At 44.3% G+C, this 12,879-nt stretch carries 11 protein-coding genes; 7 read left to right on the top strand and 4 right to left on the bottom strand.

Annotated elements, in window-relative coordinates; translation table 11 throughout:
* Positions 1 to 7: 7 nt before the first annotated feature.
* Entirely contained in the window at positions 8 to 313 is a 306-nt protein-coding gene (locus tag K0I73_RS00110) for an ArsR/SmtB family transcription factor (RefSeq protein WP_028763438.1), read from the bottom strand.
* 273 nt (positions 314 to 586) lie between these two features.
* Here K0I73_RS00110 and hemG point away from each other — a divergent pair, with 273 nt between their 5' ends.
* Together hemG and K0I73_RS00120 are read left to right on the top strand one after the other, a co-directional pair.
* Entirely contained in the window at positions 587 to 1,120 is a 534-nt protein-coding gene (gene hemG / locus K0I73_RS00115; RefSeq protein ID WP_220062590.1) for a menaquinone-dependent protoporphyrinogen IX dehydrogenase, read from the top strand.
* A gap of 159 nt (positions 1,121 to 1,279) precedes the next feature.
* Positions 1,280 to 1,810, top strand: a complete 531-nt coding sequence (locus K0I73_RS00120; RefSeq protein WP_220062591.1) for a thioesterase family protein — start codon at positions 1,280 to 1,282, stop codon at positions 1,808 to 1,810.
* Between the two features lie 22 nt (positions 1,811 to 1,832).
* Here the strand turns inward: K0I73_RS00120 and K0I73_RS00125 are convergent, their stop codons facing one another.
* Entirely contained in the window at positions 1,833 to 2,480 is a 648-nt protein-coding gene (locus K0I73_RS00125) for a glutathione S-transferase family protein (protein WP_220062592.1), read from the bottom strand.
* Between the two features lie 120 nt (positions 2,481 to 2,600).
* Positions 2,601 to 3,494 carry a LysR family transcriptional regulator gene (locus K0I73_RS00130; RefSeq protein ID WP_220062593.1) on the bottom strand — a complete coding sequence of 298 codons (894 nt, stop codon included), beginning with the start codon at positions 3,492 to 3,494 and terminating at the stop codon, positions 2,601 to 2,603.
* A gap of 229 nt (positions 3,495 to 3,723) precedes the next feature.
* On the opposite strand from K0I73_RS00130, the gene K0I73_RS00135 reads away from it, so the two are divergent.
* The 4 genes from K0I73_RS00135 (at position 3,724) to K0I73_RS00150 (ending at position 11,056) form a co-directional block, all read left to right on the top strand.
* Positions 3,724 to 4,410 (top strand): DNA-3-methyladenine glycosylase I, encoded by a 687-nt coding sequence (locus K0I73_RS00135; RefSeq protein WP_258405363.1) that lies wholly within the window; start codon positions 3,724 to 3,726, stop codon positions 4,408 to 4,410.
* A 358-nt stretch (positions 4,411 to 4,768) separates the two neighbouring features.
* Positions 4,769 to 5,929 (top strand): efflux RND transporter periplasmic adaptor subunit, encoded by a 1,161-nt coding sequence (locus tag K0I73_RS00140; RefSeq protein ID WP_220062594.1) that lies wholly within the window; start codon positions 4,769 to 4,771, stop codon positions 5,927 to 5,929.
* Positions 5,930 to 5,938: 9 nt separating this feature from the next.
* On the top strand, positions 5,939 to 9,091 hold the full coding sequence (locus K0I73_RS00145) for an efflux RND transporter permease subunit (RefSeq protein WP_220062595.1): 3,153 nt from the start codon (positions 5,939 to 5,941) through the stop codon (positions 9,089 to 9,091).
* 126 nt (positions 9,092 to 9,217) lie between these two features.
* Entirely contained in the window at positions 9,218 to 11,056 is a 1,839-nt protein-coding gene (locus tag K0I73_RS00150; protein ID WP_220062596.1) for a M14 family metallopeptidase, read from the top strand.
* 34 nt (positions 11,057 to 11,090) lie between these two features.
* On the opposite strand, the gene K0I73_RS00155 is transcribed toward K0I73_RS00150, so the two are convergent.
* The gene (locus tag K0I73_RS00155; RefSeq protein WP_220062597.1) at positions 11,091 to 11,873 is read right to left on the bottom strand and encodes a class I SAM-dependent methyltransferase; all 783 of its coding nucleotides are present in this window, start codon (positions 11,871 to 11,873) and stop codon (positions 11,091 to 11,093) included.
* A 216-nt stretch (positions 11,874 to 12,089) separates the two neighbouring features.
* Here K0I73_RS00155 and K0I73_RS00160 point away from each other — a divergent pair, with 216 nt between their 5' ends.
* Positions 12,090 to 12,857, top strand: coding sequence for a DUF4097 family beta strand repeat-containing protein (locus tag K0I73_RS00160; protein ID WP_220064191.1), 768 nt, complete (start codon positions 12,090 to 12,092; stop codon positions 12,855 to 12,857).
* Positions 12,858 to 12,879: the final 22 nt, after the last annotated feature.

Genomic DNA, 12,879 nt, shown 5'->3' on the forward strand with positions numbered 1-12,879 from the left:
AAATGATTTATGCGCAGTAACGCTTATAAAGAATTGAGATAACTTCTGTAACCTGTTCATTCTTTAAGGTGTAGTAGACGATCTGAGAACTCTTTCGGGTCGCAACTAAATCTTCTGCGCGTAAAACGGCTAAGTGTTGTGACAATGCTGATTGGCTTAGTGGCACAGTTTCATTGAGCTGGGTGACGCTTAATTCGTTATCGAGCAACTGGCACAAGATCATCAGTCTGTATGGATTCGCAATCGCTTTTAGCCATTTGGCAGCGCTCTGAGCGTTAGTGACCATGGTATCTACATCAATATCTTTTTGCATATGATGACTCTCTTGTACTCTGCTTGATTAGATAATTCTAATTGAATGGTGTGGTGAAAGCAATGATACTCAGATAGTAGAAAGTGCTCAAACTTTATAATGAGCCAACTCGACAATTCCATTACTTCTATTATGTTTCTATTCTATCGCGATTTTTTGTCTCATTTGGTGGTGTATTTCACAAAACCCTTAACTAATTTGTGATCTGCAGGCCTGTTTTAGGTGCACTTTATTGTAACAATATCGTCAGACTTATCTGATAGTGGATGCTTTATGGCTTCGGTACTTATTGTTTACTATTCGCGTGGCGGACATACCGCAAAGATCACTCAAGCTATGGCAGAGCATATTCGTCAACAAGGACGTGAGTGCGATCTGTTTAGGATTGGCGAGCCTAGTGAGATAAATTGGGATCTGTATGATAGCGTTGCCGTCGGCGCCTGCGTGCTTTACGGCACTTATGACAAATCTGTTTTTGCCTTTGTAAACCAATATCAGCAGCAACTAGAAACGAAACCTAACAGCTTCTTTAGCGTCAATGTTGTTGCGCGTAATCCTGAGAAACGTATCCCTGAAAATAATAAGTATCTTCAGAAATTTATCGAATTGTCAGCTTGGAAACCTAAAGATGTAAAAGTGATTGCTGGTAAAGTGGACTATCCTTCGTGGCGTTGGTATGACCGCTGGATGATCCAATTAATCATGAAGATGACTGATGGACCTACCGATCCTAAGGCGGTCATCGACTACACAGATTGGCAAGATGTTAATGTGTATGCCGAGCATTTGATTGGCTTAGCCAAATAATTGTTCACTTTCCAAAGAGCCTATATGGCTCTTTTTCTTTTCTACTAGCGAACATTTCTTGCTAGAGTCATAGCCCTCTTGTTGCACCATCACGGATGCTTGTTATCTGGTAAGACCTCTGTTAGCCTTTCTGCCCCTATTTATACGAATGTTAATGTTATGAATCTCTATTTCCGCTTGTTTTGGCTAATGTTTTGGCGAGTTCGTCATTGCCGTAAGATCGATTTTCTTGGTATCAGTAAGATTGAATATCGGGCATTACCATTAGATTGCGATATCAATTTCCATCTGACTAACTCTCGTTATCCCGCTTTTATGGATCTTGCTCGTACTTATATGCTTGCAGAGATGGGGCTGTTAAAACGCTTCTTAAAACTTAAGTGGATGCCGATCGTTAACGCCGCTGAATTTACCTATATCCGCGATATTAAGCCGCTACATAAATTTCAAATAGAGAGCAAGGTGGTCGGCTGGGATGAAAAATACTTTTATATTGAACAGCGTTTTGTCAGCGACGGCACTTTACGTTGTATCGTTCATGTTCGTGGGGTGTTTGTCTCTAATCGTAAGCAAGTGCCAATAGCTGAGATGGTTAAAGAAGCGGGATTTGAAGGTGAGACACCTGTTCTGCCGCCAGAAGTTGCAAAATGGAAGGAGTTTTTACAGCTCAAAAAAGAGCGAAATATCTAAGGCAGTGTCCGCTGACGACCCGTTAAGGAATAGGACGGAAACCTGCGAGTACAGCGGCTTTTTGCAGGTCAACCTCCTCCTTTACTTGTGTCCAGGCGCCACGGGTTTCTGCTTGATATAGATATCTATCGATTGCATCAAATTCATATAGCTTAAATCCACTTTTTGCGTCGATGAGGCAGGGGATCAGGGCGCAATCTGCCAGAGTAAAGCTGTCACCACATATCCAATGATTTTGAGCCAGTTTATCATTCAAGCTGCTAAGGGTTGCCAAGATCTCTTTTTCAAGCTGTTTTAGTTTGATCGGATTTTGCTCCGCTCGAGCTTGCATTTTTTCAATTAAATAGAGCTTGTTGTTTAAATCGTTATCGATCAATCGATCAAACAGCCGCACATCAAGAGCGCGTTCGAACGTCTGTGGGATCAGTTGTGTTCCCGTCGAAAACTCATGATCTATATATTCGATAATTATCGTTGATTCTGGCAGTAACTCTCCCAAGCTGTTTTTGAGTAAAGGGAGTTTTCCTGGTGGATAGTGATGCTTAAATTGTTGCCGTGAGAATGGGTCGCTTAATTCTATGACTCTTGGGTAGAAGTTAGCCTGCTTTTCATAAAGTGCAATTAGAACTTTTTGAGAGTATCGAGACAGGGGATGGTAGAACAATTCCATCGTTATCAGTCTCCGTATGTCTCAATTTGATACTTTAACTGTAGCGTGACTTTCGCATTTTGGCTGGAACTTTCAACGAAAATGACGACTTTAGGAGGCTAATCTCATGCTTGTTATCTTTTACTGGCAAAAGTGTTGCCGCAGAAAAGTGAGCATGGCATTAACTCTTGGTGGGATAACATCATAAAAATTGTGTAGTGCGAATATCCCGCCTTTGCCTAAGTGATAATCAGGCATCAGTCTAACCAATTGGCCTTCTTGTATAGGTTGTTGAACGAGATGCTCAGGTAACATGGCTATGCCTAATCCCTCCTTGGCTAATGTTAAGGTACCTATAAGGGTATTGCAGTTAATAAAGGGAGTTAGCTGTAGGTTAAATTTGTCACCATCACTATTGTCAAACTGACAATTGCGCGGTAACTGATGTGTACTGTGCATAATCCATTGATGATGGGTTAGGCTGTCGGGATGTAAGGGCGAGCCATGATTTGCGATATATTGCGGGCTGGCAACTAAATATTCATCATATTCGGCTAATTCAATAGCGACTAGCTGTTCGTTATCGGGGTGGCCTGTTTGTATTGCAATATCAATATTATGTTCGAATAAGTCGAGTTTTTTATCTTCAAATAATAAAGAGAGATGTACTAGGGGGTAGTGTTTATTAAATTCTCGCAGTAAGGGGACTAGGGCAAGCTCGCCAATGGCAACTGGGGTAGAAATTTTTATCGTACCTTGCAACTGTTCATCGCTGGGCATTATTGCTGTGTCGGCTTGTTTTGCGAATTTGAGTAGCTCTGCACAGTAGTAATAGAACTGTTTTCCTTCTTGAGTTAAAGAAAGCTTACGTGTAGTTCGAAATAGTAGCTTGAGTTGGCATTGATTCTCTAAGCGTTTTAGATGCTGACTCACCATCGACCGACTAATATTAAGCTCTTCACCTGCGGCAGTGAGTGACCCTTTTTCCACTACGCTGGCAAAAACTAGCATACGGTAAAGTTGTGATGCATCCATACTATTCCCCCTCATCACACTTGATTGTTTATTTTTGCTTATCAAATAAGCTTCCTTATGGTTACTTATTACCCAATACATGCAATGTGTCAAAGTGGTTTATCATTGTTTGGCTATATTGTTGCAGGACTAATTGATCGATTTTTAAGTTTGAGTAGTATTGTCATTCGATGTTTGTGAACATCACTTTGGTCGATGTTATTTCGTCAGAATCATTAATTTTAGAGACATACCTTTGGAATCTTTTGAACAAATTTATGAGCGGGCCTGTGAGCGCAAAGGCGGCGAAGCCTCTTTGAAGGCTTTGATGCCACAGGTGGCTGATAGTAAAACTATTGAGCAGTATCACGATGCGCAACTGTTATCTGAAATAAGTAAGAAAGTGTTTCAATGTGGTTTTGTTTGGCGGATTGTTGACAATAAATGGCCCGCATATGAACAGGCTTTTTTTGATTTCGAACCCCACAAGGTGTTGATGCTATCGCCTGAGCAATTACAGCAGCGTGCTAGTGATGAGAACTTGATTCGCCATCTCAAGAAAACCATGGCGATATATGATAACGCCTTGATGATCCATGAGGTGAAATTGAAATATGGCAGCTTTGCCAAGTTTATTGCCGATTGGCCAAGTGATGACATCATAAGCTTATGGAGTGAGCTTAAACGTCTTGGTAATCGTCTTGGCGGCAATACTGGCCCCTATTTTTTAAGAGCGATAGGAAAAGACACCTTTTTACTGACGGATGACATAAAAGGTTACTTGAAGGCCCATAATCTCATTGATTATGGGTTTTCCTCTAAGAGCGGACTAAAACAGGTTCAAGCTGTGTTTAATGCTTGGCAGCATGAGTCTGGGTTATCATTTGCCGAGATCAGCAGGAGCGTCGCGTGCAGCATTGGGGATAACCGTATTTAGTCTTGATAAGCTGTCAATTGATATTGTTTATTTAGCTTTTTATATCGTACTTTTAACTGATTTTTACTTGATGTGATGATGTATATAGTCGATCGTAGCGATCACATTTTTTAAACATTATCTATGCTTTTATTGGTCTTTCACTGCTCTTTTAACTTAATGGCAGCATTGGTAAATGGTTTAACATAATAATTTGCATTAACTTACAAAATTGGCCGTGTATTGTTCTTGTTGGCATTGGCTAGGTGTGAGATAAATACTGTCTCAATTTTTAAAATAAATAATGCTTCCAAAAGATAGCCTTATAGCATTTGCTATTAATGGGCGTTTTTTGTTGTGGCCTTGATTAGGAGTTATCATGCGGCAAATAGTCAAAATTGCCTCAGTTATTGGTGTGGCGTTATGGATAACGGGTTGTGGTCAGCAAGAGGAACAAAATCAGTCGACCGCTGCTCCACTAAGTACCGAAGTTGGCGTGATCAAGGTCGTTGCTCAACCACAGGCTATTCAGGTTGAACTACCTGGTCGTAGCAAGGCATTTCTTGAGGCTGAAGTACGCCCTCAAGTTTCAGGTATTGTTACCGAACGTGGTTTCGTTGAAGGGGCAGACGTTAAAAAAGGACAGTCGCTTTATCAAATCGACTCGTCAACTTATCGTGCTGCGTTGATCAGTGCTGAAGCCGACCTCGCTCGTGCAAACGCAAGCTTAGCTTCCGCTAAGGCGAAGGCCGCTCGTTATAAGGCATTGCTGACAACGAATGCAATTAGTGAACAAGACTTTGACGAAGCGGATGCGGCTTATAAAGAAGCATTAGCTGGTGTCACAGTTGCTAAAGCTGCGATAAATACCGCGACAATTAATCTTGAGTATACTCAAGTTCAAGCGCCGATCTCTGGCCGTATTGGTAAATCTAGTGTCACCGCCGGTGCATTGGTTACTGCAAATCAAAGCCAAACGCTAGCGACTATCCAGCAGCTTGATCCTATCAATGTTGATATTGCGCAGTCGAGTGCACAGCTGCTGCGTTTAAAAGCCAAGTTGAAGCAGGGGGCATTACAGGCTACTGAGAATGCAGATGTCGCTTTGATTTTGGAAGATGGAAGTCAGTATCCACATTCTGGAACCTTGCGTTTTTCTGAAGTGAGCGTCGATGAGAATACTGGCTCTGTGACGCTACGTGCCGAGTTCCCTAATCCCGATGGCGTATTGCTACCAGGTATGTATGTGCGTGCAGTGCTCAATGCTGGTACAGATCCCAAAGCGATTTTAGTTCCTCAAAAAGCGATCACCCGTAATACTAAAGGTCAGGCGGTTGCCATGGTTATTGGTGCCGACAACAAAGTAGAACCGAGAGTGGTCACGACTGCAGAGGTGATCAATCATCAGTGGCGCGTTACCGATGGATTAGTGGTTGGTGATCAACTGATTGTCGAAGGATTGCAAAAAATTCGTCCGGGAGCACCTGTTGTAGGTAAGCCTTTAAGCGATATGACATCAGATAAGCAACAACAAAAGTAGGGTAAAGTTATGGCTCGTTTCTTTATCGATCGCCCTATCTTTGCCTGGGTGATCGCAATTATCGTTATGTTGGCTGGGGTGCTTTCTATAATGAACCTCCCTGTGTCGCAGTATCCAAGTATTGCGCCGCCAACCGTTGTTATTAGTGCTAGTTATCCTGGCGCTTCAGCAAAGACCATGGAAGATACAGTTACTCAGGTGATTGAGCAACGTATGACGGGGATTGATAATCTTCGTTATATTTCAGCCACCAGTGATAGTTTTGGTAATGCGCAACTTACTTTGACTTTTAATGCTGAGGCTGATCCTGATATTGCTCAGGTTCAAGTGCAAAACAAGCTCCAACTTGCTATGCCGCTATTACCTCAAGAGGTTCAAGCACAAGGGGTTAAAGTCGCTAAATCCAGCTCTGGTTTCTTGATGGTATTAGGGTTCGTATCTCAAGATGGTTCGCTGGAAAAGAATGATATTTCGGATTATGTGGGATCAAATATTCAAGATCCTATGAGTCGTGTTGCAGGAGTGGGCGAGATCCAGCTGTTTGGTGCGCAATATGCGATGCGTATTTGGCTCGATCCGCTGAAATTAACTCAATATAACCTCACCAGCCAAGACATTATGGCATCGATTCGTGAGCAAAATGCTCAGGTTTCTGCTGGTCAATTGGGGGGAGCGCCATCAATTCAGGGGCAGGAGTTAAATGCAACCGTCTCTGCACAGAGTCGTCTGCAAACAGCTGAAGAGTTTAAGAAGATCATCATTAAGTCTGATACTTCTGGTGCTAAGGTTTTCCTTGAAGATGTCGCTCGTGTTGAACTTGGTGCCGAAAGTTATGCGGTAGAATCTTATTATAACGGTAAGCCGGCAGCGGGTTTGGCAATTAAGCTCGCCACGGGCGCTAATGCATTGGCTACAGCAGAGCTCGTGCGCGAAAAGGTTGATGAGATGAAGCCCTTCTTCCCTCAAGGGTTAGATGTGGTTTATCCCTATGATACAACTCCATTTGTTGAGAAGTCGATTGAGGGCGTTGTTCACACGTTACTAGAAGCTGTGGTATTGGTGTTTGTTATCATGTACCTCTTCTTGCAGAACTTCCGTGCAACCCTAATTCCAACGATTGCCGTTCCTGTTGTGTTACTTGGTACTTTTGCCATTTTGTCGGCGGCTGGTTTCTCTATCAATACACTCACAATGTTTGCGATGGTGCTAGCTATTGGCTTGCTGGTGGACGATGCGATTGTGGTGGTCGAAAACGTTGAGCGTGTGATGCAAGAAGAGGGCTTAAGCCCACTCGAAGCGACACGTAAATCGATGGATCAGATTACTGGAGCTCTTGTCGGTATTGGTTTGACTCTGTCTGCGGTATTCGTACCCATGGCCTTTATGTCTGGCTCTACAGGGGTTATTTATCGTCAGTTCTCGGTAACCATTGTGTCTGCTATGGCACTGTCTGTCATGGTGGCGATTATCTTAACGCCAGCGCTTTGTGCGACCATGTTAAAGCCTATTGCAAAAGGTGAAAGCCACACTAAGGCCGGGTTCTTTGGTTGGTTCAACCGTAAATTCGATGAGATGACATCTCGTTATGAATCTGGGGTTGCATCGATGATTAAGCGTACTGGCCGAGTTATGTTGATTTATCTAGCATTGGTGGTTGCTGTTGGTTGGATCTTCATGCGTATGCCAACGGCTTTCTTACCTGATGAAGACCAAGGTATTTTGTTTACTCAGGCTATTTTACCAACAAACTCAACCCAAGAAACCACTAAGAAAGTGATGGAGAAAGTCACAGACTTTTATCTCAATCAAGAGGGAGACAATGTTAAGTCGGTCTTCAGTGTTTCAGGCTTTAGTTTCGCTGGTAGCGGTCAAAACATGGGTCTTGCGTTTGTCGGATTAAAGGATTGGTCTGAGCGACAAAATCCTGGTCAAGATGTAAAGTCTATTTCTGGACGCGCTATGGGGGCCTTCATGCAGATGAAAGAAGCCTTTGTATTTGCGTTTGTACCGCCAGCGGTAATCGAGCTGGGAACAGCCAATGGTTTTGATCTCTATCTGCAAGATAGAAATGGTCAAGGTCACGAAAAGCTGCTCGAAGCGCGTAATATGCTGTTAGGTATGGCTGCACAGAATCCTAATTTGGTTGGTGTTCGTCCTAATGGTCAAGAAGATGCGCCCATGTACCAAATCCATGTTGATCATGCCAAGCTTAGGGCGTTGGGGATCGATATCGATTCGGTAAACAGTGTCCTCGGAACTGCTTGGGGTGGTAGTTATGTGAATGACTTCATTGATCGTGGTCGAGTTAAGAAAGTATACGTTCAGGGCGATGCGCAATATCGTATGCAACCTGAAGATCTTGACTCATGGTATGTGAGAAATGCTCAAGGTGAGATGGTTCCTTTCTCGGCATTTGCAACTGGCAGTTGGGAGTTTGGCTCTCCACGTCTCGAACGTTTTAACGGTCTGCCAGCGATGAATATCCAAGGCGGAACAGCACCAGGTTACAGTACAGGTGCGGCGATGGCAGATATCGAGGCTATGGTGGCTAAGTTGCCCCCTGGGTTTGGTGTTGAGTGGAATGGCCTTTCCTATGAAGAGCGTTTATCGGGCAATCAAGCACCTGCGTTATACGCGTTGTCGATTATGGTCGTGTTCTTGGTACTTGCTGCACTCTATGAGAGCTGGTCGGTACCATTTGCGGTGATCTTAGTGGTTCCTCTAGGGATCATTGGTGCACTACTGGCGATGAATGGCCGCGGCTTGCCCAACGATGTGTTTTTCCAGGTGGGTTTGTTGACCACGGTTGGCTTAGCGACCAAGAACGCGATTTTGATTGTTGAATTTGCGAAAGAGTTCTACGAGAAAGGTGCAGGTCTAGTCGAAGCAACCTTGCACGCGGTTCGTGTACGTTTGCGCCCAATCTTAATGACCTCACTAGCCTTTGGCCTAGGTGTTGTGCCGTTAGCCATCAGCAGTGGTGTTGGCTCTGGTAGTCAGAATGCTATCGGTACTGGTGTATTGGGCGGCATGATGAGCTCGACGTTCTTAGGGATCTTCTTTATTCCTATCTTCTTCGTGATCGTCGAGCGAATCTTCAGTAAACGAGAGCGCAATGGCGGTAGTGATGTTGCCAAAGTGGACTCACCAATAAAAGATTAATCGGTCAGAGATCTGAAATCGAAAAACCCAGCGCAAGCTGGGTTTTTTATTGTCTATATGGTGTTGCACTTAAAGGTTTTTTCGTTAAAGATGTTTGCCTAATAATAAGCCGTTAGGTAATCAAAGATGCGCCCTAAAATCTCCTTTCTCTCCGCTCTCCTCTTCATATGCGTAAATGCCTCAGCCTCAGATAGCGGCACCCAAGTACAGACTCCTCAAGTTGCCGATACTTACGTCAATGACGCGACTCTGCCACCAAGCATTGTCTGGCATGGTGAGAGTGAATCAGTTCTGATGGCCGCTGATGAACCATGGGCAACGCCTTTTGAACAGCAGGGGTTGAAGACGAGTCCGAGCTATGATGAAACCTTTGCTTGGCTCGATAAGTTGATAGCCAGTAGTGAACGATTACGTAAAGTGTCGCTAGGCAAGAGCCCGCAAGGTCGTGATATTTGGATGGTGATTGCCTCGAGTGAGGGCGCGCAAACACCTGAAACCCTACAGGCTAATCAAAAGCCTACTGTTTTAGTGCAAGCGGGAATCCATTCTGGTGAGATAGACGGTAAAGACGCGGGGATGATGCTGCTTCGCGATATGGTAATGGGGGATAAGGCTGGATTACTCGATAAGGCTAACCTGCTGTTTGTGCCTATCTTTAGTGTCGATGCCCACGAACGCAGCAGTGAATTTAACCGAGTGAATCAACGCGGTCCTGTTAGAATGGGATGGCGGACGACATCCAATAATCTCAATTTAAATCGTGATTATGCCAAGGCCGATACTTTAGAGATGCAACATATGCTGCGGGCAATTAATCAATGGCAACCCGATCTCTATATCGACGTACACGTGACCGATGGTATCGATTATCAATATGATGTGACTTTCGGCTATAACTTGTCACAAGGGCTTAGTCCATCCAGTTTTCGTTGGTTAGATAAGCAGTATCGCCCCTATGTTGAGGGAGCATTAGCGGGTCAAGGGCATATTCCTGGGCCGCTGGTCTTTGCCCTCGATAATCGTGATTTGAGTAAAGGCTTGTCCTTGTGGCATGCCAGCCCGCGTTTTTCCAATGGCTATGGTGATGTCCGTCATTTACCAACGATTCTTATCGAAAATCATAGTCTAAAGCCTTTTAAACAACGTGTTTTAGGGACTTATGTCATGCTGGCGGCTACGTTAGAGTTTGTTGGCGAAAAAGCGATATCGTTGAGGTCGGCAATCCAACAGGATAGTTATCGATATAGCAAGCGGATACCATTAACTTGGAAGCCTCAACTGCAACCGCAGGGATGGGATTTCAAGGGTATAGGCTATACGTTAGAGGATAGCCCCATTAGTGGTGAGCAAGTTGTGCGCTGGAACGGCCAACCTAAATTGTACGAAAACCTGCCTGTGACGGGGAACACCCTTGCTGATATCAAAGTAAATCGGCCATCCACTTATTATATCCCTCCACAATGGACGGACGTTATTGCACGTCTTGAGATCCATGGTATTCGCATGAGTCGGCTTGAGCATGCTAAATCGATGTCATTGAGTCAATACCAGTTCGGCGAGGCGAAGTTCTCTAGTGAAGATTATGAAGGACGCCAGCGTGTAAGTGCGAATGTCTCGTCTAAGGTAGTTAATGCCACACTACCAGCAGGAACTGTTAAAATTGATACGCGGCAACCACTTGGGGACTTAGCTATTTTGCTGCTTGAGCCACTATCTCCTGACTCATTATTTCAGTGGGGTTTTTTCAATCCTATTTTTACCCGCACAGAATATATTGAGCACTATGCCGTTGAGCCGATGGCTGCCAAAATGTTAGCGAAAGACCCAGCGTTACAGGCTGAGTTTGATAAGGCGTTGCAAGATAAAGACTTTGCCGCCGATCCCAAAGCCAGACTAAGTTGGTTTTATGAGCGTAGCCCCTATTATGATCAGCAATATTTAGTGTATCCGGTGTTGCGCCATTAGTGATGAAAGAAAAAAGCAGGCTTAGCCTGCTTTTTTATGCCGTTTTGATAGCTGAGACAGTGTAAACCAGCGGTACATTTTGACCTTGGTGTTGCAGGTAATAGCGGGGGCGATCATGGGGCGTCTCCCTAATTTCAAGCCCGTCGAATGCATCGTAGGGGCTGAAATCAAACTCCTTTAGCTCAGTAATCACAAGGCCTGCATTTAATAGTGCACTGATCACATCGGCTAATGAGTGCGGCCATGTCACCATAGTGTGCTTCTCATCTGGGCTATTTTCTGTATAGGTGGCTTCCTCTTCAATGTCGGGTTCGGCTTGCCCAAAGTAGCTGTATCCTTCCATTAATGCTTGCACCGGATGGAACTCCGCCATATAGAACTGCCCTCCAGTTTTAAGCGCCTTAGCGATGATATTGGCCCAACCTTGTAGGTCTGGTAGCCAGCATAATACTCCGTATGAGGTGTATACGATGTCAAACTCTTGTTTAAGATGCTTAGGGGCTTGGTAAATGTCGCAACAGATAAAGTCGGCATGTAGTTGACACTGTTTAGCTAGCGTCTGGGCTTGCTCTATTGCAGTGGATGACAGATCAACGCCCGTTACCTTGGCGCCTAGCCGTGCCCATGACAGTGTATCGAGTCCAAAGTGACACTGTAAATGCAACAAGCTTTTCCCTTGCACATTTAGAGCCTTCAGTTCTATTTCTTGTAAGGATGTCTGACCTGCGATAAAGCCTGCAACATCATAAAACTTGGAGGCAAGGTGAATTTTGGCTCGCTGATCCCAGGCGTGCTTGTTTAGGGCGAGATAGTCCATTAACGCTTCCTTTCGCTATCGGTTTTTTTAACCAACATCTAGTGTATTTAGCAACTTAGTGATGGGGTTGCCGAGTTGTAGTTGTTATTTAATGAAATATAACATAGTTAAAACAGATAGATACTGATTTGGCACGGTATCTGCAGCTGTCTTTGTTCGCGCATATAAAAATAGCTAATAAAATCAGTTTATAAGATTTAACAAGGAAACTTTATGATGGTTTTACGTCCCCTAGTATTGTCGGCAGCATTATCTTTTTGCCTAAGTGGTTGCATTATAAATGTGAACGGCGCAGGCAAGACATCATTCGACTACCATAGAACCTCTGAACTCTCTTTAGATGCTAATGGCCTAGATGGATTAGCTGCCGAAACTGGAGCCGGTGCTTTGACTATCGAAGGTATTGAGGGGTTAAACGAAATCACCCTCGAAGCCGATATCTATGGTTATGATGGTGTCGAGCCCGAGTTAACCTTAGTGCGAGATGGCGACCAAGCCAAGCTGGTGGCAAATTTCGATTCCTTCTATCGCGTATCATTCAACGGGTCATCACCCTATATGGATGTCACCATCAAGGTGCCTGCATCAATGTTGCTCGATATTGATGATGGCTCTGGCAGCATAGACATCAAGGGAGTGAACGCCGACATTAGGGTTAAAGATGGCTCTGGCAGTCTCAATCTGGATGGTGGTAAGAACTTAGTCATTGATGACGGTTCTGGCAGCATTGTGCTGACGAATGTCGATGGCAATATAGATCTTGATGATGGCTCAGGCAGTATTGAAGTGACTAATGTTAAAGGCGATGTGGTGATTAACGATGGCTCGGGTGGTATGAGTATTGTAGATGTTGCTGGCAAGGTCACCATCGACGATGGTTCAGGCAGTATAGAAGTCAACAATACCCAAGGGCTGACGATCATAGAGGCCGGCTCTGGGGACTTGAGCTTTAACAACATTAATGGTCCCGTCAGTATGAACTAGACTTCCCGGCGCAGCGGCTAAT

It is taken from the genome of Shewanella mesophila (genome assembly GCF_019457515.1).
GTDB classification, from domain to species: Bacteria; Pseudomonadota; Gammaproteobacteria; order Enterobacterales; family Shewanellaceae; genus Shewanella; species Shewanella mesophila.

What these genes read in the sequence shown, in the direction of transcription:
- K0I73_RS00110 (WP_028763438.1), bottom strand. Translation starts at nt 313, where the DNA reads ATGCAAAAAGATATTGATGTAGATACCATGGTCACTAACGCTCAGAGC.
- hemG (WP_220062590.1), top strand. Translation starts at nt 587, where the DNA reads ATGGCTTCGGTACTTATTGTTTACTATTCGCGTGGCGGACATACCGCA.
- K0I73_RS00120 (WP_220062591.1), top strand. Translation starts at nt 1,280, where the DNA reads ATGAATCTCTATTTCCGCTTGTTTTGGCTAATGTTTTGGCGAGTTCGT.
- K0I73_RS00125 (WP_220062592.1), bottom strand. Translation starts at nt 2,480, where the DNA reads ATGGAATTGTTCTACCATCCCCTGTCTCGATACTCTCAAAAAGTTCTA.
- K0I73_RS00130 (WP_220062593.1), bottom strand. Translation starts at nt 3,494, where the DNA reads ATGGATGCATCACAACTTTACCGTATGCTAGTTTTTGCCAGCGTAGTG.
- K0I73_RS00140 (WP_220062594.1), top strand. Translation starts at nt 4,769, where the DNA reads ATGCGGCAAATAGTCAAAATTGCCTCAGTTATTGGTGTGGCGTTATGG.
- K0I73_RS00145 (WP_220062595.1), top strand. Translation starts at nt 5,939, where the DNA reads ATGGCTCGTTTCTTTATCGATCGCCCTATCTTTGCCTGGGTGATCGCA.
- K0I73_RS00150 (WP_220062596.1), top strand. Translation starts at nt 9,218, where the DNA reads ATGCGCCCTAAAATCTCCTTTCTCTCCGCTCTCCTCTTCATATGCGTA.
- K0I73_RS00155 (WP_220062597.1), bottom strand. Translation starts at nt 11,873, where the DNA reads ATGGACTATCTCGCCCTAAACAAGCACGCCTGGGATCAGCGAGCCAAA.
- K0I73_RS00160 (WP_220064191.1), top strand. Translation starts at nt 12,090, where the DNA reads ATGGTTTTACGTCCCCTAGTATTGTCGGCAGCATTATCTTTTTGCCTA.